The sequence below is a fragment of the Gammaproteobacteria bacterium genome (assembly GCA_013001575.1).
Taxonomy (GTDB): Bacteria; Pseudomonadota; Gammaproteobacteria; order Steroidobacterales; family JABDMI01; genus JABDMI01.
Genome location: JABDMI010000093.1, coordinates 1 through 22,230, shown reverse-complemented (window position 1 = coordinate 22,230; position 22,230 = coordinate 1). Strand labels below are relative to the sequence as shown.

At 45.8% G+C, this 22,230-nt stretch carries 11 protein-coding genes; 4 read left to right on the top strand and 7 right to left on the bottom strand.

Translation table 11 applies throughout. The features are described from left to right. Positions 1-1,161 (top strand): alkaline phosphatase D family protein (locus tag HKN88_07915; protein NNC97985.1); only part of this gene is annotated, 1,161 nt, incomplete at its 5' end. Positions 1,162-1,243: 82 nt separating this feature from the next. Here the strand turns inward: HKN88_07915 and HKN88_07910 are convergent. From HKN88_07910 to mnmA, 4 genes are all read right to left on the bottom strand, one after another. After that, positions 1,244-1,522, bottom strand: coding sequence for a hypothetical protein (locus tag HKN88_07910; protein NNC97984.1), 279 nt, complete (start codon positions 1,520-1,522; stop codon positions 1,244-1,246). A gap of 177 nt (positions 1,523-1,699) precedes the next feature. After that, positions 1,700-4,363, bottom strand: a complete 2,664-nt coding sequence (gene acnA / locus HKN88_07905) for an aconitate hydratase AcnA (protein ID NNC97983.1) — start codon at positions 4,361-4,363, stop codon at positions 1,700-1,702. Between the two features lie 232 nt (positions 4,364-4,595). Next, positions 4,596-7,370, bottom strand: a complete 2,775-nt coding sequence (locus HKN88_07900) for a bifunctional aconitate hydratase 2/2-methylisocitrate dehydratase (protein NNC97982.1) — start codon at positions 7,368-7,370, stop codon at positions 4,596-4,598. Between the two features lie 172 nt (positions 7,371-7,542). Then, entirely contained in the window at positions 7,543-8,619 is a 1,077-nt protein-coding gene (mnmA, locus tag HKN88_07895) for a tRNA 2-thiouridine(34) synthase MnmA (protein NNC97981.1), read from the bottom strand. Positions 8,620-8,961: 342 nt separating this feature from the next. Here mnmA and HKN88_07890 point away from each other — a divergent pair, with 342 nt between their 5' ends. From HKN88_07890 to HKN88_07880, 3 genes are all read left to right on the top strand, one after another. Next, entirely contained in the window at positions 8,962-10,350 is a 1,389-nt protein-coding gene (locus HKN88_07890) for a hypothetical protein (protein ID NNC97980.1), read from the top strand. A gap of 160 nt (positions 10,351-10,510) precedes the next feature. Continuing rightward, positions 10,511-12,019, top strand: a complete 1,509-nt coding sequence (locus tag HKN88_07885; GenBank protein ID NNC97979.1) for a FecR domain-containing protein — start codon at positions 10,511-10,513, stop codon at positions 12,017-12,019. A gap of 136 nt (positions 12,020-12,155) precedes the next feature. Continuing rightward, the gene (locus HKN88_07880; protein NNC97978.1) at positions 12,156-20,741 is read left to right on the top strand and encodes a tandem-95 repeat protein; all 8,586 of its coding nucleotides are present in this window, start codon (positions 12,156-12,158) and stop codon (positions 20,739-20,741) included. A gap of 58 nt (positions 20,742-20,799) precedes the next feature. Here the strand turns inward: HKN88_07880 and HKN88_07875 are convergent, their stop codons facing one another. The 3 genes from HKN88_07875 to HKN88_07865 all read right to left on the bottom strand — a co-directional run. Next, the gene (locus HKN88_07875) at positions 20,800-21,300 is read right to left on the bottom strand and encodes a hypothetical protein (protein NNC97977.1); all 501 of its coding nucleotides are present in this window, start codon (positions 21,298-21,300) and stop codon (positions 20,800-20,802) included. A gap of 87 nt (positions 21,301-21,387) precedes the next feature. Further along, complete coding sequence (locus tag HKN88_07870) at positions 21,388-21,810, bottom strand: GNAT family N-acetyltransferase (protein ID NNC97976.1); 423 nt, start codon at positions 21,808-21,810, stop codon at positions 21,388-21,390. Between the two features lie 18 nt (positions 21,811-21,828). Beyond that, positions 21,829-22,230: adenylosuccinate lyase (locus HKN88_07865; GenBank protein ID NNC97975.1), on the bottom strand; the 402-nt coding region annotated here is incomplete at its 5' end.

Below are 22,230 nucleotides of genomic sequence, written 5' to 3'. Positions count from 1 at the left end.
GCACATGCGGTCTTGCATCTCGGTGACTACATTTATGAATACGGCCCAGGGGTGTATGCCGATAAAAATGCCAAGAGCATGAACCGCGTGATGCAACCGGCGCATGAGTTAATCACGCTTGCCGACTATCGGCAACGCTATGCACAAACCCGCAGCGACACCGACTTGCAAGCGTTGCACGCCAGTCTGGCCATGATCGCAGTTTGGGACGACCATGAGGTGACCAATGATACCTGGTCTGATGGCGCCGAGAATCATTCCGACGATGAGGGCGATTTCAGTCAGCGCCGCTTGGCTGCCTTACAAGCTTACAGCGAGTGGATGCCAATTCGTCCTGCTGTACACAATGACATTTCAAGTATCCAGCGACGCTTTCAGTTTGGGGACCTGCTTAATCTAAGCATGCTGGATACCCGTCTTGAAGCGCGCGAACAACAACTGGATTATGCTCAATTTACCGATCCGCAAACAAAAGTGTTTGATGCCAAAAGCTTTAATCAGGCCTTGCATAAGCCCGAGCGTACACTGCTTGGCCAGAAGCAATTTGTGAATACTGTATCGAGCTTCAATAATGCGACTACCTGGCAAGTACTGGGTCAGCAAATACTGATGGGCGAGATGTTGTTACCGGCGCCAGTAGCTGGACAACTTATTTCTTTAGAGGAATATCAGGCTATAGAACACAAGGCCTCGGAAAATCCTCAACAACTTTCAGAGACTGAAAAAACAATTTTGGCACAAGCGCCAATTCCCTATAATCTGGATGCCTGGGACGGTTACCCTCAGGAACGGCAGCGCCTGCTCAAGGCTGCACAAAAGGCTAAAGCTAATCTCGTGGTTCTCGCCGGCGATACCCATAATGCCTGGTGTAATGAACTACAAATAGATCAGCGCACAGTTGGTATTGAATTCGCAACACCATCGGTAACATCGCCAGGTCTCGAAGAGTACGTGGCAGCAACGCCTGCCGATGAAGCACGCATCGTAAAAGCAATACCGGGTCTTAGCTATAGCAACATGACTGACCGGGGTTACCTGGCGGTAAGCTTTACCCATGAGCAGGTTACTGCAGACTGGAATTACGTCAGTAGTGTAAGTTCAAAAGACTATCAAAATCTGGATAAGCGTGCGCATAGCAAATCTTTCCAGCGCCAACACTAGTGCAAGTCGCAAGCCGGGCGCTGAACACGTAAATGCCGGACACCCTAGGGCGTCCGGATTGTGTGTGAAATTGAATTTCGATTTATGAGTTTTGCGATTTGATCGTTCCGGTAATGACTTTGACCTCTTTTACCGCCAGTTTGTTGGTATCGATCTTGTCACCTTTCACCTGAACCGTCTGGTTCGGTTTTAATTCGGTCAATTCATCGAATTCAAGCATGTACTTATGTCCGGCGTGTTCCATGATGTAGGTCTTATAGTCATGGCCTTTAACGATCTTGCCTTCAAGAGCTTGTGCTGACAGGGCATTATTCAGGGAAAAAATTAATAATGCCACAGTAAAATATATGAGTTTTTTCATACTAATTTACCTCTATTAATTTAATGACAAAAATAATGCAGTGCGACAATCGATATCGCTCCTGCGTGGAAAATATAGGGATTCCAGTTTTTTATTTCAAGGGTTTTCTAGAAAAATCGCAATAAAAAACCCGCTAAACGCGGGCTTTATATTTGGCAAAAATTATAAATATTATAATTATGCGGCCATTTGTCGTAACACGTAATGCAGAATGCCGCCATTGCGTAGATAATCGCGTTCCATTGGGGTGTCCAAACGCACATTAACGGAGAAGGACTTGCTGCTGCCATCTTCGGCGGTTGCGGTAACCGTTGCCTCACTGGATTCGCCATTGGCCAGACCGGAGATGGCATAGGTTTCTTTTCCATCAAGGCCATGCGTTTGTGCGTTTTCGCCATCTTTGAATTGCAGTGGTAATACACCCATGCCAATCAGATTGGAGCGGTGAATACGTTCAAAGCTTTCTGCCAGTACGGCTTTTACACCTAATAGCAAAGTACCTTTTGCCGCCCAGTCGCGGGAAGAACCGGTGCCGTATTCTTTACCGGCGATCACCACTAAAGGCGTTCCTTCAGCCTTGTACTTGACCGAGGCGTCGTAAATATACATTTGCTCGCCACTGGGTTGATACGTGGTCCAGCCACCTTCGGTGCCCGGTGCGAGTTGGTTACGTAAACGGATATTGGCAAATGTACCGCGCATCATAACTTCGTGATTGCCACGACGTGAGCCGTAGGAATTAAAATCTTTTTCTTCCACGCCATTGTTTATCAGGTATTGTCCTGCCGGTGTTTTAGCTTCGATCTTACCGGCGGGCGAGATATGATCGGTGGTGATAGTATCGCCCAGCAAGGCCAGACAACGCGCGCCACTGATATCATCCACATCGGCAACATCTTTGCTCATACCGACGAAGTATGGAGGATTCTTAACATAAGTAGAATCCGGCCAGTCGTATAATTGACCTTCAGGTACCTCCAGATTTTGCCAGCGCGTGTCACCGGTATAGACATTCGCATAGCTTTGTTTAAACATATTTGAATCAAGTGATGCGGCGATCACAGCATGTACATCCGCCTGTGAAGGCCAGATATCTTTCAAGTACACATCCTTACCGTTTTGGTCTTGACCCAAGGGGTCATTGAAAAGGTTGATATTCATGTTTCCTGCCAAGGCATAAGCAACGACCAGGGGCGGTGAGGCCAGGAAATTCATTTTTGTGTCAGGGGAAATACGACCTTCAAAGTTGCGATTCCCGGAGAGTACCGAACATACGACTAGATCATTTTCTGCCACCGCTTTTCTTATCGCTGGATCTAATGGTCCCGAGTTACCAATACAGGTCGTACACCCGTAGCCGACCGTGTGGAAATTGAGTGCTTCAAAATCTGACATCAGATTTGCTTTTTCCAGGTAATCGGTTACAACCAGTGAGCCGGGAGCCAGTGAAGTTTTAACCCAGGGCTTTGAACTTAATCCTTTTTTGTTGGCGTTCTTAGCCAAAAGACCCGCAGCGACCATGACCGCTGGGTTTGAAGTATTTGTGCAAGAGGTGATTGCTGCGATTACTATTGCACCGTCATCCAGAACAAATGAACCACGCTCTGTGTCAACCGCAATGGACTTGGCAGCTCTACCGTCCGTCATTTCGCCGAACAGTTTACGATAGGTCGAGTCTGCACTACTCACATTGATCCGGTCTTGAGGACGTTTAGGGCCGGCAATACTTGGTTCAACATCATTAAGGTCAAGTGTTAATGTGTCGGAATAGATAGCAGGTTCTTGACCATCATGTCGCCAGAGGCCTTGCGCTTTGGCATAGGATTCAACCAAGGCAATTTCATCTTCACTGCGTCCGGTTAGTTCAAGGTATTTGATGGTCTCGCCATCAATTGGAAAAATGCCACAGGTCGAACCGAACTCTGGCGACATGTTAGACAAGGTTGCACGGTCTGCCAATGGAAGTTCGCCAACACCGTCGCCGAAAAATTCAACGAATTTACCGACCACGCCTTTTTCACGCAGCATTTCGGTTACCCGCAAGACCAGATCTGTTGCGGAGGTACCTTCTTTCAAGGTGCCGATCAGTTCAAACCCGATGACTTGTGGAATGAGCATAGAAATAGGCTGGCCCAACATCGCGGCTTCTGCTTCTATACCGCCAACACCCCAGCCCAAAATACCAAGACCATTGATCATGGTTGTGTGAGAGTCGGTGCCGACTACGGTATCTGGATAGGCAATGAGTTTGCCATCTTTCTCAGTAGAGAATACAGTGCGTGCCAGATATTCAAGATTGACCTGATGCACGATCCCGGTTTCAGGAGGCACCACTTCAAAATTTGAAAATGAATTCTGACCCCAGCGCAAAAAAGCATAACGTTCTTTGTTACGGGTAAACTCAATGCGTGTATTCAGATCCAATGCTTCCGGTTTACCGTAATGATCGACCTGTATCGAATGATCGATCACCAACTCTGCAGGGGAGAGTGGATTAATTTGTTCTGGTTTACCACCCAGGCTGACTACCGCATCACGCATTGCTGCCAGATCGACTACAGCCGGTACGCCAGTGAAGTCTTGCAATAGTACACGGCTTGGTGTGAAAGCGATCTCGGTATTGGGTTCTGCGCTTGCATCCCAATGCAACAAGGCTTCGATGTCAGTTTTTGTGACAGCCTTGCCATCTTCTGTGCGTAATAAATTCTCAAGTAAGATCTTATGGGTAAAGGGTAATCGCTTAACTACTGGAAATTTATCGGCCAGGTCTTTAATGTTGTAATAGTCATAAAACTTACCGTTGACTTCGAGACTGCGGCGGGTATTGAAAGAATCAGCCATGGAATTTCTCCGTTACAAGGTTGTATGCCTTAGTCATGTGGAATTTAGTTAGGCGTATGATATAAATAATACGCTAATTAATCATTTTTGGACACATGATAAAGGTAATTATTGATCAAAAACAAACAAGCCCCGATTATCGCTAATCGAGGCTTGAAGTGTCCTGAAATGAGGGAGGACGTATTAGTATCGAAAACTGGCTGACTTGTGAAGCTAGCCTTTAAACAGACACTTAAGCAGCCAGGGCAGGTGGCTCGTAATCGGTGAGCTTGATGCCATCAACGGCAGCAAGGTATTCCTCAAGCGTTGGCGTACGCCCAAGTATGGTGGAGAGTACAACAACCGGGGTTGAGGCCAGCAGCGACTCGCCAAGTTTCGCTTCGCTATCACGTACCACGCGACCCTGAAACAGACGGGTTGAAGTTGCCATTACCGTATCACCGGGTTCGGCTTTTTCCTGATTGCCCATGCAGAGGTTGCAGCCTGGGCGTTCCAGATACATGACATTCTCGTAGGTCTTACGGGATTGTTGTTTTGGATTGTCATCATCAAATACAAAACCGGAATATCGTGCCAGTACATCCCAATCGCCTTCTGCTCTTAGCTCTTCTACAATATTATAAGTTGGAGGCGCGACGACTAATGGTGCTTTAAACTCTACCTTGCCGTGTTGCTTTTCAATGTTTCGCAACATCTGCGCGAGGATCTGCATATCACCTTTGTGCACCATGCAAGAGCCGACGAAGCCAAGATCGACAGTTTTTGTCCCGCCATAATAGGAGATCGGACGAATCGTATCATGCGTATAGCGTTTGGATGGATCGTCATTGTTGACATCCGGGTCGGCAATCATCGGCTCATTGATCTGGTCGAGATCCACCGTGAACTCGGCGAAGTATTTGGCGTTATCATCTGGAAGCAATGGTGGCTCTTCACCCGAGCGGATACCATGAATACGTTTATCAGCAAGATTGATCAGACCTTTTAGAACCTGTTTCTCATTATCCATGCCCTTATCAATCATGATCTGGATACGCGATTTAGCAATCTCTAAGCTTTCGATCAGCGTGTCAGGCTCGGAGATACAGATAGAGGCTTTTGCCTTCATTTCAGCAGTCCAGTCGGTAAAGGTGAACGCCTGGTCTGAGAGTAGTGTGCCGATATGAACTTCAATGATGCGTCCTTGGAAAACGTTATCACCATCAAAATGCTCCAGCATCTGTATCTGGGTTGCGTGAACCACATCGCGAAAATCCATGTGATCATTGAGTGAGCCTTTAAAGGTGACTTTCACAGAGTCCGGGATCGGCATAGTCGCTTCACCAGTTGCCAGTGCCAACGCTACGGTACCGGAGTCAGCACCAAACGCGACGCCTTTGGACATACGTGTATGTGAGTCACCACCTATGATCACGGCGCGATCATCAATAGTAAGGTCATTGAGTACTTTATGGATCACGTCTGTCATGGCGTGATATTTACCTTTTGGATCGCGTCCGGTGATCAGACCGAAGTCATTCATAAACTTCATCAGTTTCGGTGTATTGGTCTGTGCCTTTTTATCCCAGACAGAGGCGGTATGGCAACCGGACTGATAAGCACCGTCAACCGTTGGGGAAATTACCGTAGCTGCCATCATTTCCAATTCTTGCGAAGTCATCAGGCCAGTCGTGTCTTGTGAGCCGACTATATTGACTTTCACTCGAACATTTGAGCCAGCATGCAGCGGCTTGTCCGTTTTGACACCCACGGCATTACGATTAAAGATCTTTTCGACTGCCGTTAGACCTTGTCCTGCATGCGAGACTATTTTTGCTTCTGCATAAACAGGTGGAGCTTCAATATCTAAGATTTCAGCTGCTGTCGTTTGCAGTTTCTTACCGAATACCACGGCGTAAGAGCCTTTGGCACGAATAAATTCCATTTTAGGTGGGGTCAGCGCGCTCGAGATATCAGCCAGCTCTTTTCCATCTTCAGAGTAGAGTTTTTTCTTTTTGGTGTTGATGGTGAAGACTGTGCCGGTATCAATTGAAAAAACCAACTCCAGTGCAATGTCTCCATCCGGCTCAAGCACAGGTACTCCGTCTGCATCCAGTTTTTTAACCCAGTTTTGCAGGTCAATACCGATACCGCCAGTCACGCCAACTGTCGTGTAGAAGATTGGAGCAAGGCCGTTAGTGCCGCCCACGATTGGCATAATATTAATAAATGGTACATAAGGACTGGCTTTGATACCTGTCCAGAGTGCCACATTGTTCACCCCTGACATACGCGAGGAGCCGACGCCCATTGTGCCTTTTTCTGAAACCAGCATAACGCGCTTGTCGGGATGTTTAGCTTGTAGGTCAAGTAGGGCTTGTTGTTTTTTCTTGTCATGCTCGAACATACACTGCCCGTGAAGCTGACGATCTGAGCGCGAATGAGCATCGGCGCCCGGTGAGAGTAAGTCGGTTGAAACATCGCCGACAGCAACCACGTAGGTAACCACTTTGATCTCTTCGTCGATCTCGGGCATTTGTGTAAAAAACTCGGCATTCGCATAGCTTTTTAGTAATTCAGTTGCTAAGGCATGTCCTTTTTTGTGAGCTGCTTCTAAACGATCAGTATCGGCTTCATACAGAAAGACCTGTGTTTTGAGAATGTCTGTTGCTTGACGTGCAACGCTGACGTCATCACCCAAGGCCAGATCGATCAACACCTCTACAGAGGGGCCACCTTTCATATGCGAGAGTTGCTCAAAGGCGAAATCAGTCGAAATCTCTTTTACTTCTTTTTTCTTGAGGATAATATCTTTCAGAAGGCTAGCCTTTGCACCAGCGGCAGAGGTCGTGCCCGGCAATACGTTATAGATGAAGAAATCAAGCGATTGATCACGATGTTCATTATCTAAATCAAGAATCTGCTCGATCAAAACCTTAACCATTTCTGCATCTTCAATTGGCTTTGGGTCAAGTTGTTGTTCTTTGCGAGCCTCAATGTCTTTGAGATAATCGGTATATAAGCTCATATCTTACTCCGCGATAGGGGTGTAATATTGATGTGGGATTGTGGTAAATTTAGGGTGGAAATTATACGCTAGTTTGAATTATTCCGCTGTAGGCAAAGTGGGCAAGGATTTATATTTTGGTACAACATCCTCTAGGTCGAAATAGATCGAAGATCGTATTCCGACCTACGGTTTATTGGGTGCTTGCAATAACCCCGCCACCCAGACACAGCTCGTCTTGGTAAAACACCACGAATTGACCTGGCGTTACCGCGCGTTGCTTTTGTTCAAAGTTGACATTGACCCGATCGTTGATGATTTGTACTCTGCATGCCTGGTCAGATTGCCGATAACGAGTTTTGGCCGTACAAGTAAATTCATCGGTTACTGGTTCAATTAGCCAGTGTAGATTGTCAGCGCTTAATTCCTGGCTATACAGCAGGGGATGATCGCCTTGTGCAACCACTAAAATATTCTTCTCCAGGTCTTTTTGCACCACATACCAGGGTTCGTCCGGTGCATCTTTAACACCGCCAATTCCCAGACCCTGGCGTTGTCCTATGGTGTAATACATCAGGCCGGAATGCTCGCCCAGTTCTTTACCATCCAATGCTTGTATTTTCCCGGGTTGCGCTGGCAAAAAGGTTTCTAAAAATTGCTTAAATGGACGTTCACCAATAAAACAAATACCGGTACTGTCTTTTTTCTGGTGGACATGCAATCCAGACTGGGTGGCAATATCACGGATCTCGGGTTTACCAAGCTCTCCCAAAGGAAACAGGGTGGTTTGAAATGCGTCTGGATCCACCGCATGTAAGAAATAAGACTGGTCCTTGTTCTGATCCACAGCCTTGGCCAGACATAGACGCCCGTTATGATCTATTAATCTGGCGTAATGGCCGGTTGCAATGAGTTCACCACCCAGACGCTTGGCATAATCAAAGAACGCGCCAAATTTAATTTCGCGATTACACAGAACATCCGGATTGGGGGTGCGACCTGCTTTGTATTCGTCCAGAAAATAGCTAAATACCCGTTCGCGATATTCTTTGGCAAAATTGACGTGATGCAGGGGGATTCCAATTTGCTCGGCTACCTGGCGTGCATCTTGCAGATCTTCGGCTGCGGTGCAATAGGCCTCCTCATCCTCTTCCCAATTGGTCATAAATAGACCATGCACGTCGTAGCCTTGCTGCTTTAGCAATAAGGCCGCTACGGATGAATCAACACCCCCAGACATACCAAGAATTACACGCTTTGACTTTGACATAGTAAATATATATAAAAAACAAGAAGATAAATAGGCTTTCTAGAAATGATATAATCTAGAATCTGGCCAGTATATGCTAGAATATCTGAAATTTCAGTAAGCAACAAAGACGTCAATTACACGTATGCTTGGATCAAACGTAAAGTGTGGATTGCAGTCTAGCTATTTAATTTCAAAAGTTTAGACCTGATTCTCATAATCTAAATGGAATAGTGTGATATAAATTGATTGATATTACGTATAATTACGTCGACTACTATTTGCAGAACTAATTTAGCTGGAAAAGATCCTTTTGTAATCACTCGCTTGGACAAGCAATAATAACAATTAATCGAGTTAACTGTGCATACCAATTATCGTCGCAAGAATAACATTAACTTATACAAATTATTTAGACTCAAGCCCCTGTGTGTATTAGTGGTTTTCGGCTTGATGTACGCCTCAAACACAGCGGTTTATGCTGATACCGACTCGAATACCCTTGCACAGAAGATCTGGAAGGTTTCCTTACAGCAGTCACTTAATGGGCAAGCAGCAGAGTGTTTTGCCAATCTAAAGCGATTGGAGCCGACTTTGTTGGGGGATATAACCTTTGATCGACAGTTTGGCTTGTGCGCTCAAGGTGCTGGCTACAATGATCAGGCCTTGTTAGCGTATAACCGTATTCTGGCACAGCAACCCCAGAATGCAGAGATCAGGCTAGAAAGGGCACGTGTATTCTATAACCTCAAATTGAATTCAGAATCGCGTAAGGAATTCAATTGGCTGTTGTCAAAAAATCCGCCACGAGAAGCAGCAAGAATTATTCATGACTACATTAACGCTCTAAACAAGCGCCAGGCAAGGTTTAAGGAACAAACCAGTTTGCGTGTCAGTACAACCCTTGGATACGACGATAATGTAAACAGTGCGCCCGAGCTGGACCAATTTCTCGGTTTCGTTCTAAACGACAGCAGCAAAGCCAGTTCAAGCTCGTACATAGGGGCCAATGTAGGATTTGAGTACAGCAAAAGACTGCAGCACTACAGTGGCTTGCGCTTTAGTGCGAGTTTAGGCACCAAGCATTATCCAAGTGCCGATTTTGTGGATCAGGACCTTGCGACGGCCGGTGTGGCTTATGTCCAGCATTTAGACAAAGCCAGTCGTGGTATTGATGTGTTACTTTATCAGCAGAATTTGAATGGAGATTTCAACAGTCGCGGTATGATCGGGAGGTTGTACTATCAGGCAAATATCGATAACAGAACAAGTGTTACGCCGTATCTCAAAGCAAGTGCTTTTCGATTCTCAGACAATTTATTGGCCAAAAACATCAACCAATACGTTTATGGCCTGAAGTATGGGAAAGTTCTCGATACTGAGAGAAAGACTATTCTGACCGCTGATGTTAATTTCACCCATGATTACCCGGTATTCGTAAATTCGAATTATGAAGTCGATATTTACTCTTTAAAATTTGATTATCGTCATCCAATCAACGATGACCTGATCTCAAACACCACACTCCAATATAGCCTGTTTGATTATGATAATGCGTTTTTCAAATTAGCCTTCCCGGAGCCACGCGATGATGACCTATTCAGTGTGCAGTCGCGTTTGCAGTGGAATTTAAGCAAAAAACTGACAATAAACCCAACCATTGGTTATAAGGACTTCAGCAGTAGTGTTGATATTTTCACCTACAAGCGCTGGTTTGCGGATCTGACATTGAATTACAAATGGTCCTGGTAAATACGTTAGAATGTGCGTAAATAGCTGAAATTGTTACACATTGTTAAAATGGGATTTATCTCTGAATGTGTGATTGTAATCACATAATTATGTCTATCTGGTGACTATACTGGCCACACTTAATATCAACTAATACGGATATTTGAACCGAGAAACCACCATGAAAACAAATATGAACAAAATTTATACAACTTTTAGTAAATTACTGGGTTTTTTCCTGGCAATGTCATTCAGCTCAATGCTGTTTGCCCAGGCTGGTACCAGTTTATTTTCCTACGGTAAAGTCGATCTACGCACTGCCAATGGCAATCTCCAAAGCCTCGAGCGCGGCATGGCCTTCAATGAAGGTGATACGGTTCTAACTGGCGTAAATGGACGTGCCCAGCTGCGTATGGAAGACGGGGCGATCTTTGACCTCAAGCCGAATTCAGAATTTGTTATTGATGAATACAATTTCGATGCGGCCAGTGCTTCAGTATCTTCAAGCAGCGCCAACAAGAACAAAAGCTTTTTCCGTCTGATGCGCGGTGGTTTCAGATCGATATCTGGTCTGATCGGCAAGCGCAACAAGAAAAATTACAAGGTGGTTACCCCGGTAGCAACCATTGGAATCCGCGGTACTGATTACACTGCAATCTTGTGTGACGGAAATTGTGGTGAACTTGGCAATGGCGGTATCTACTTGTCAGTCGCTTCAGGTGGCGTAGTGCTGTCTAACAGCGCAGGCACACTGGATATCGATCCGGGTCAAGCAGGTTTCGCAGCCAATGCCAATACCGCACCAGTCTTAACCAGCGCTTCGGTTGATACGGCATCCAGTGACGAGGCCGGTGATGCTCAATTGGGTAAAAGCGCTAGTGATGAGGATGGCAATACAATTAACCTCGAAACTGGTGAAGATCTGAACCCACCCGCTGAAAATGAAGTACCACAAGGTATACCTGGCCGTGTAGCTGCTACAATTAGTGGCGACGCTCAGCAATCAGCGCCTGCAGGTGGCAATCTGTTTGTAAATGAGAATTCGGCGCCAACTGAATTCACGACCAACACCGCGACATACTCCGGTGGTACAACAACATCCAATAGTCAGGGCTTTGATGCCAACACCGGCTTGTACTGGGGAAGATGGTCAAACGGTTCGGCAGTCGTTACAGACGCGTCTACCGGAAGTTCTAGTGAAACTGACCTGAATTCAAGTAGCGCGCACTGGGTCTATACCACTAACCAGGTAACCCCGACGGTTCCTTTAAGTGGTAAAGCGAATTTCAACCTGGTCGGTAATACCAATCCAACTGACAATCACGGTAACAGTGGTGTGTTAGGCTCAGCGAGTTTAAGTGCCGACTTCACCAGCCAAACTGTTGATGCTGATGTAAACTTGGCCATTAATGAGCAGACCTGGGATGCCAGTGCCCAAGATGTTGCTCTAGACGGTGATGCCGCATCCTTTGAAGGTGATTTTGATAGCGTCAGGATTACTGATCAAGCGACAAACACTACCTCGGATGGTAGCGGTGAGTTGAGTGGTTTCTTCACTGGCGACGAAAATGGTGATGTAAGTGGTGCTGGTATGGCTTACTCGCTTAGTGACGATGCTGATACAACTGTGGAAGGTACTGCCGCTTTTGAAGTCGAGTCTACGGGTAATTCAAGCGGTACTGGTAATTAATACCCGTAACGTTACAATATGACCAAGGGACGCCTGATAATTTCGGTTATTAGGCGTTTTGTGATTTTAGAATTTAATCTATTTGATTAATTGACAAGCAAAAAGAACACTTATTTGTATTTCTTACGGATTTAAAATGGGACGAACGTTTAGTTCAAATTTAATCTTGCTCATATTGCTGGTGCTCAGTGCATGCGGTGGCAGCGGTGAGGTACCAGTAGCCCAACAGCAAAATAATCAACCGAGAGCAGTCTCGGACAGTTACAAAGTTGATAGCAACACCAGTCTACCTGTTTTGTCCAACGATTCCGATCCTGACGGTGACAGTATTTCAATCACCGCTATCACGCAACCCCCTCATGGGACAGCCAGTATAAATGGCGATGTTATCGATTTGCAGATCGATCAAGACTTTGTCGGCGTTGAGACCTTTACCTACACTATTTCCGATTCCAAAGGTGCAACTGCAACCGCACAGGTAACACTTGAGCTTAATCCAGCCAATAAAGTTCCCGTTGCCAATAATGACAGGGTAGTTGGTCAACGTGACGCCATTATCGACATTGCTGTGCTAGAGAATGATAGCGACGAAAATGGTGACGCTCTAACCATTACTGAGGTCGGTTCTGCAAGCAGTGGCAGCGTTAGTATTGTAAATAATGCAATCCGCTACATTCCAAATGCAGGATTTATTGGTGATGACACGTTTACCTACACCGTTTCAGACGGTTCACTGATTGCATCTGCGAGTGTCACCATAGTCGTTAATGACGCGAGTGCCGCTGGTAATCAAACTCCGATTACCCAAGCCGATAATTTTTCGGTTCTGTTTGAGACCACAACCAATCTGGATGTATTGCTAAATGACAGTGATCCCGAGAATGATCAACTCAGCATTATTGAAATACTTGAACCCGATCACGGCAGCGTTGCGATCGTCACTATCAGTTCCAATGGCACAAACATTGACGGCATCGAGTACACGCCTCACCCTAATTACATTGGGGTTGATTCGCTGATCTATATCGTGAGTGACGGTAACACCAGCACAGCAGAAACCGTGCATCTCGAAGTTAAAACGCAAGAGCAGAATAATCGCCCATCCGCCAAAGACGATTCAGTATTCACCACACCGGGAAACAGTGTTGCCCTGAGTCCATACACCAATGATCTGGATTTGGATGGCGATGCACTGAGTCTGGTAACGATCAGCGCGCCCTTGAACGGTACAGTGAGCATTGATGAAAACGGGACACCAAATAATTTCCTGGATGATGTCATTACCTATACGCCTGATCCTGGATTCATCGGTACAGAAACACTGGTGTATTCCTTGTCAGACGGATTTGATGAAGACCGTGCAGCGATCAACTTTATTGTTGCGTCTTCACAAGCAAATACGATGCAAGTTACCGGTTCGGTACACAAAGGTGCCGTTGCCAGTTCGCTGGTTTCATTGTACGAGTCCGATCGTAATGGCATGCCAATCTGGTCTAAACCGGTAATTTCAGCAACATCAGAGCCAGACGGTAGCTGGGTAACCGCTGTACCCACGAATAAAACATTATTGATTGCGGTTGCTGAAGGCGGCAGTTTTATTGATGAGACTGAACCAGACAGTAATGCCACAAGTAAACGCCTGGTTACTTTGTCACAATTACCCGTCCTTGAATCAGTCTGGGAAAGTGGCCAAACCCATGTGTCCATCAATGCCTACACTTCAGCGCTGTTGCGTAAAGCCCGTTTTGAATCCAGTAGCAGTATTTTTGTGACTCTCGATAATAATCGGGGCTTTGCAAAGGATGCATTTGGATATGATCCTTTCTCGACCAGGCCGACTGATCCCATTGAGCCGGATCCTGCTGCCAGTACAGATGCGATGAATTACGCGGTATTTCTTGGCGGTTTTGCCAATGCCCTGAATGCCAATGCTACGGAATTCAATCTGGCACTGCCCACCAGTGAATTGGTGGATGCGGTCATTGAAGATCTTTCAGATTGTGTTTTGGATGCTAAAAGTTTTGCTGTACCAGTGCCGTTCTCCAGCAGTTTTCTTAACGACATCACAGATATAAATCCTGAGATACGCCGTTTTCGCAATAACAATTTCACAAGGTTTCCGGGTCCACAGGTAGAGATCAACATAACAGCCTGTCAGCAAGATGGTACTTCGACTGATTTCGAAGCGCCTGTTATTTCACTCAACCCGGCGACCAGTGGAGACATTGATTTCAGCGTACTTGCAGGTGATACTTTTGTCGACCCGGGGGCCAGCGCCACGGATAATGTTGATGGCGATCTCAGCACTAGCGTAACTACCGAGATCCGGCTGGACGCCAATTTGGTGTCTACAGTCGATACCACGATTCCTGGTGATTACATCATTACGTATTCAGTGATAGACACCAGTGGTAATACAACAACTGATAGTCGTGTTGTTACGGTGTTATTGCCTGATCTGTCAATTAACGATGTGCAGATTACTGAAGGGGATGTTGGAACCACAGACATGATCTTTACTGTCTCGCTCGATCAAGCCATCGGGCTGGACATCATGGTGGATGCCTCGACAGACGATACTGCCAGTACGGCAAAACTTTCGGATAACGATTACGTTGCGAATGCGCAATCATTAACCATCCCGGCAGGACAAACAACCGCTATATTCACGGTACAAGTTAATAATGATATTAAAGTAGAACAAAATGAAACCATTGTGGTGCGATTGAGTAATGCGGTCAACGCAGCGCTCCTGGATGCACAGGGCCAGGGAACCATTATTAATGATGATGCAACTACTTTGTCGGTTAGTGACGCAACAGTAACGGAAGGTAACTCCGGTAATACCGACCTGATATTCCAGATTTCTCTGAGTGCACCGTCATTTCAGCCGATAACGGTTGAATTCAGAACCGAAGATATTACCGCTCAAGTATCGGATAGCGATTACATTCCACTGGGTGGATCGATCAACACGGTGACCTTCCCGCCAAACATCACCATGATCCCGGTAACTATCCCGGTGAAAGGTGATTTTAAACCTGAAGCGGATGAAACATTACGCTTGCTCATTTTGAATGCTGTCAATGCAAGCATCAGTGATCCAGAAGGGATCGGTACAATTTTGAACGACGACTTACTGAGTCTGAGTATCAGTGATGCCATGGTCACAGAAGGTAACAGCGGTGATACACCTCAACTTGAATTTGTCATTACTCTGGATCAGTCCTCCGAAGCAGACGTTTCATTTGATGTGCGAACTATTGATGGAAGCGCTTTGCAAAGTGATTCAGACTATGTTGCGGATGCAGGCAGCACCTTAATCATCCCGGCCAACCAATTGAACATCAGCTATTTTGTCGATATTACTGGTGATGAACTGGTTGAAGCTGATGAAACTCTGAATGTCGAGATCTCCAATCCGGTCAATGCAACTATATCGAATAGCATGGCAAACGGCACGATCTTGAACGATGATGGTGTCAGTATCCGTGTAAATGATGTCGCGATCACTGAAGGGGATTCGGCAAATCCACAAGCAATCTTTACCGTTTCATTATCAAACCCTGACACAATCAATATAGTTGAAGTTGACTATCAAACCTCCGCAGTGACTGCCGTTGCCGGTAATGATTTCACACCGGTATCGGGACGCTTGTCATTCCCCTTGAATCAAACCACTCAAACAATTGCTGTCGACATTCTAAATGATACGCTGGTTGAGTCGATTGAGACCTTCACGCTGGATCTGTCCAATGAATTGAATGCCACCATGGCTGATGCGCAGGGTGTGGCTACAATCACCGATAATGACAAATCGGTTGTGAGTGTAAATTCCGCCTCGCTTGCGGAGGGTGACGTTGGTGTATCCGGTATGAATTTTACTTTCACTCTGGATCAAGTCAGCGTGGATGACATCGTCATAGACTATAACACCCAGGACAACACAGCCACTGGAGCTGATGCGGACTTTGTGGCCACAGCGGGCTCAGCCGTGATCACCGCTGGTACTTTAAACACGACTGTTGTTATTGATGTTAACGGGGATGTACAAGTGGAGGCAGATGAGAGTTTTCTGCTTAATCTCGTTAATGCGACCAACGCCTCGATTGCCACGCTCTCCACAAGCGGCAATATTTTCAACGACGATGCCAGTCTGATTATGCAAAAGATCGTTATTAACGACAACACCGGTGCAGCAACAGTAGCCAACTTTAATGTAACTACTGACGCAGGCGTTGCAAATTTTTCCAGTGCAAACACAGTCGGAGCCTCGACTACCTATACGTCAGAATTAATTCCGGTCAATGCCGGAACCTACAGTTTGACTGAGCTGGAAATTCCAGGCTACAGCGAAGGGCTGTGGTCTTGTGATGCGGGTAACTTGACGGCAAATGCATTCAATGCAGGCTCGATTTCATTATTGAATGGTGATGAGGCTGTTTGTTCGATCACCAATAACGATGAAGCGATCATCAGTATTGATAGTCCCAGCATTGTGGAGGGCAATACCGGTACTGTAGATCTGGTATATACCGTATCTCTGGATCAAGCCAGTACCGTGGACGTAACTGTAGATGCTGATGTCTCAGGTGGCACAGCAACTCCCGGGATTGACTTTACTGCCACTCAGCAAACTTTGTCGATTCCCGCAGGAAGTACATCGACAACCTATACAGTGACCGTGAATAGTGACAATATTGTTGAGAATGACGAAAGTATTGAAGTCACATTAACAACACCGGTCAATGCGCTTTTGGGTTCGGCTACAGGAAGCGGTCTTGTTAGTAACGATGACTTCACCAGTTTAAACATTGATGATGTGACCCTGAACGAATCTGATGCAGGCACCAATTTTGTATTCACAGTATCGCTGACACAGCCGGCAGACAGCAATGTAACGGTCGATTATTTAACGGCTGATGGCACAGCAACAACAGTGGATAATGACTATGTGATGGCATCAGGGTCATTAACTTTTACCCCGGGTGTAGTCACACAAACCATCACCATTACGGTGAATGGCGATACAACGGTAGAAAGTGACGAAACATTTCTGATCGATCTTGTTAATCCTGCCATCGCAACAATAGCCGATGCCCAGGGTCAGGGAACCATTACCAATGACGACACTACTGAACTTGTTATTAATGATGTCACAGCATCGGAAACAAATACCACAACCACATTTGTTTTCACGGTTACTCTGACAGAGCCGGCTGACAGCAATGTGATCGTTGACTACAGCACAACAGACGGTACCGCAACAGTAGCAGATGTCGATTATGACGCAGCAGCAGGCACCTTGACATTTACACCAGGAATGCTCTCCCAATCGATTAACATAGTAGTTAACGGTGATACCAAGGTGGAGGATAATGAGACCTTTAGCGTTAATTTAAGTAACCCCGTTATTGCCACGCTTCTGGATGGTAGTGGAACCGGCACAATTACCAATGACGATTCATCATTATTGAGCATTACTGACACTAGCCAAGCCGAACTGGATACAGGGAGCAGCATATTTAATTTCACGGTCAGCCTGAATAATCCATCCGCCTTGCCAGTGACCGTGTTATATACAACCAATGACAATACAGCCACTGTTGCAGATTCGGATTATGTAGCCACATCAGGCATATTAACCTTTGCATCTGGCGAAACCTCAAAGGTTATTCCGGTTACCGTTAATGGTGATGTAGCGGTCGAATTGGATGAAACATTTTTTATTGATCTATCCGCGCCAACAGTAGCCGGCATTCTGGATGGTCAGGGTGTGGGCACAATAACCAATGATGATGCGAGTTTGATCATCAGAAAAGTGGTAATAAATGACAATGGAAATAATCTCGGTGCCGTTGACTTTGGTATTGCCACAGATGCCGGTGCACTTAACTTTCAGCCCGGAGTAGTCACCGGCAGTACCACGACTTACGATGCTGATAACTTAACAGTTAATGCGGGTAGTTACACATTAAGTGAAAACGACTTACAAGAATACACAGAAGGAACCTGGGCTTGTACTGTGGGCACTGTTACTGATAACGGCTTTAATACAGGCTCTGTGACACTGAGTAATGGTGATGAAGCCATTTGCACTATTAGCAATGATGACATTGCTCTACAATTTAATTTGAGTATTTCAAATAATTCCGGGTTAATTAATGACAATGATGGCGATGGTAAACACAGTGCCGGAGATTCCATTACCTATACTTATACAATTGACAATAGCGGACTGGTTAAATTAAAGAATGTAGAGGTAACCGATCTGTTGATTGATCCGATCGGTAACCCGATTTGCTTTTTTTCAACAATCACTGCAGCAAACAATGCGAGCTGTGATGTGGAATATTTTCTAACCCAGGCAGATTTTGATTCCACCACCAATGGCGGAATGATAACGAATAACGCCAGTAGCATTGCATTTGCTCCTGATGAGGCCAGTATAGTGAGTGAAACAGGTCCTGCTGGGGATAATAATGTAACTACTACATTTACTCAATTCAAGGACTTCCTCATCACGGAAGTGCCGGATGCAACAGTCTATTTTATCGGCGAAACAATCACATTTGATTACAGCGTGGAAAATACAGGCAACCTCACCATTAGCGCAGGTGACCTGGTCATTAGTGACATATTAACATCCAGTAGTTATGCCTGCCCGCAAATGGCGCCTGGTGATGTCTGTACACCTGCACCATTACCAACGTATGTCGTTGACATTGTAGATGTCACGGTGACATCGCCAACTACTGCTGAAGTATTCAATACATACAATGCTGTTCATCCAGATCTGGCCCGCTCTTTGAACACAACACGGAATGTCGGGTTTGCCGATCCCAATGATTTTGACCAGGATGGATTAACCAATGCAGAAGAAGCAAATTTACGCGATGTCGTCGATCCGGTTAAATATGCATGTTTGAGTGAAACGGATCCCGACAGTGATAATGATGGCATCAGCGATGGTGTCGAAGTCGCCAACAATATGCTGCCTTGTACAGCTGCGGCACCAGGCAGTGTGAACCCGGTTTTAAGCGCTGATCCATTTCCGGGCAACATCACTAATGAACCTCAATACGGCACCTCACCTGATAATCCTGTCACATATCTGATTGAGCCCGGTGTATTCCCGGGTGAGATCAATCTCGGCCTAACCAACAGCAGCTCACAATGTCAATACGTCAATTACGTGGGCTCGGTGAGCTCAAGCGATTCTGGTCAAGTTGCTCAATTAGCGGATGATGGTCGTCCAACCACCATCCTGGATATGGAAGGAGTGAGATTTTCACATTTACAAGATTGTGACACGATCCGGATCTCAAATATGGTATTGACCAACGGCGTCGGTTTTGATTCCGGCGGTGGTAGTACCCGGGGTGGTGGTATACGAATTTCTAGTGGCTCAATTCTGTATCTGGATAATGTTTGGATAGAAAATAATTTGGTCACAGATCAAGGTGGCGGTATTGGTGTATCCAATTCGGGAACAATATTAAATGCAGTGAATATAGTGGTTAGAGAAAACGACATTAGTGGTGGCAAAGGGGGCGGGGGAATTTGGGTTGGTAATGGCGCAACCATGAATATTGAAGATTCCCGTATTTATGATAATACCTCTGCAGGATTTGGCGGCGGTGGTATAGCACTTGATCCAGGTGCTACAGCACTCATTAAAAATAATATCATCGCTAATAATGAAACCCTGGCTGGCTCATCAGATGGCGGCGGGGGCATTTTGGTATTAGGTATTCCAACCTCTGCAACAATCATTAATAATGTTATTAGTGGTAATGAATCTGTAATTAAAGGTGGCGGGATTGCATTAGACAATACAAGTGCCGGTGTCAATATTCATAATAACCTTATCATAGGTAACTATGCACCAGATGGTGGTGGTGTGTACGTTGATGGTGATTCAGCTCTGCGTAACAATACACTTGCCTACAACCAAAGCTTGAATTCAGGCGCTGCGATCTTGGTTATTGCTGGTTCCCCAATCATCAGGGATTCCGTATTCTGGGAAAATCGAACAGGAAATGCTGATTTATCAAGCCCAACAGTTGCAGGCGATACCTTCGACACATCAACAACACCTTATGCCTATTCTTCATTCAATCTGATCGGATCGCCGGAGGGCAATGTGATAAATAATGATCAATTGTTGTCTGATCCGTTATTTGATCTCGCCTTTTATTTGGGCTCGGGTTCACCTGCAATCAATAGTGGCAGTGTGACCTCGGCAACTGCGGAGACTGAAACCGGCGTACTGTTTACCCAAAAAACCACCGATTCAACCGGAACCGCGGTGGATGCAGCCTCTGGTGATGGTGCACAATTGAATAGGGGGTATCATTATCAGGAAGGTTCAGTTGGTATTGCAGATCAAATCATTATCCAAAACCCTTCTGATTTAAAAGTGTTGCTGTCGGATCCTGGACCGATCAGAAAGATTAGTTTTATTCCGGCTTCTGTTGGTGTTCGATTGGGAGATGGTCAGGATGTTCAAGTATCATTGTCTGCGAATAGTGCAAACATCGGATTTGAGTCGACGACTTCATTGCAGCCACTGGGAATTGATTCTGATTTTGCTGCCAACATTGGTGATGGAGAGTATCTAATTACATTGAGAATATTACCAGCAACAACAATGGGTACATTTGATCTCAACTTCAGTGTGAACGGCGTATTATTTGTACAAACATTTACCGTTGAATAAATCTTGCTCAGAACTTAAAAAGCCTCCACGTGGAGGCTTTTTTTTTCGAATTGAAAAATCAGATATACAGTTTAGTTAAACTCAAGTCACGTTCTGAAGTTTTCCAGGCGCGTTCAAATGCCGTTGTAAAATCTTCGACCCGGTGCAGGTCGGTAAACTTGCGCATGTCGTGACGTTTCTCGTAGCTTTGCCAGATTACCAGATCATTATCCAGAATTACGTATTGACGCCGGTCAGCATCGGCGTAATCCGCCTTAAAACGACGAATCTCGATGTAATCCGTGAGACGCTGGTAGTATTTCACAAATTCAATATTGCGTTTACCCGGTCGTATCTCCTCCAGCAAAATATGGCATAAATAACGTTTTGAACCCACCAGCTTGTTTTTCAGAGCTTCAACAAAGTCACTGCGACCCAGTAATGGATGATGCAGGGAATGCAATTTGATGAACAAGTGGTGACCACTTTCCGGCAGTTTTTCGATGAGCAGATCCACGGCGTCACCAAAAGCCAGCACGTTGCTGGGCCCAGTCTCATTGTCGGTATCTGATGTGTCCATAAATATTCTCCACCTCCTTATTGCAGCACAAATAGTCTATTAGCGGTTTGATTTAAATCAATTCATAAATCAATTCAAACGGACTCATTAAACCAGTCTTTCTCTGGCATTTTGATGGGGGATGCCTGCTTCATCGTACACGTCACCATATGCTTCGTAGCCGTTTTTCAGATAGAACGGCAGGGCATGACACTGGGCGTGCATATAGGTTTGGGCAATGCCTTCGCGACGGGCAATTTTGATCAATTGCGTCAAGACCAACTTACCCACACCTTGCCCGCGATACGCGTCTAACACGGCCATGCGACCAATTTTGCCATCCGTATCCAAACGACCGGTGGCAATGGCTTTGTCGTGTTCAAAAACCAATACATGCCAACAATGCTCATCGCGGTCATCCCATTCCAGTTCTTGAGGCACGTTTTGCCCTTGAATAAAAACAATCCGACGAATATCACGCAAGGCCTGTTTATCTTGATGCCAGAATGCTTCACGAACGATGTGTGACACGGTATAGACTCTTGCTTACTATATTTCTTTAGCCAAGATGGCCGCATCCCCAATGTACGAGGCCGGAGTCAGTTGCATCAGGCGTTCCTTCTCCGCTTGGGGAATATCCAAACCCGTAATGAATTCTTTCAAACTCGCCTGACTGATGCCTTGCCCGCGGGTCAAGGCTTTGAGCTGTTCGTATGGATTGTCCAGACCATAACGTCGCATGACGGTTTGAATAGCTTCTCCCAAAACTTCCCAGTTGGCATCCAGGTCTTCAGCCAGGCGAGTCGGGTTAACCTCAAGCTTGTTCAAGCCTTTTAAATTTGCGCTCCAGGCCAGAGCGCTGTGCGCAGCAGCCACTCCAAGATTTCGTAACACGGTTGAATCGGTCAGGTCGCGTTGCCAGCGTGAGACCGGGAGTTTTTCGGCAAAATG

Excerpts from the sequence above, each read along its gene's own strand:
- acnA (NNC97983.1), bottom strand. The coding sequence starts at position 4,363 with ATGGCTGATTCTTTCAATACCCGCCGCAGTCTCGAAGTCAACGGTAAG.
- HKN88_07910 (NNC97984.1), bottom strand. The coding sequence starts at position 1,522 with ATGAAAAAACTCATATATTTTACTGTGGCATTATTAATTTTTTCCCTG.
- HKN88_07900 (NNC97982.1), bottom strand. The coding sequence starts at position 7,370 with ATGAGCTTATATACCGATTATCTCAAAGACATTGAGGCTCGCAAAGAA.
- HKN88_07885 (NNC97979.1), top strand. The coding sequence starts at position 10,511 with ATGAAAACAAATATGAACAAAATTTATACAACTTTTAGTAAATTACTG.
- HKN88_07875 (NNC97977.1), bottom strand. The coding sequence starts at position 21,300 with ATGGACACATCAGATACCGACAATGAGACTGGGCCCAGCAACGTGCTG.
- HKN88_07880 (NNC97978.1), top strand. The coding sequence starts at position 12,156 with ATGGGACGAACGTTTAGTTCAAATTTAATCTTGCTCATATTGCTGGTG.
- mnmA (NNC97981.1), bottom strand. The coding sequence starts at position 8,619 with ATGTCAAAGTCAAAGCGTGTAATTCTTGGTATGTCTGGGGGTGTTGAT.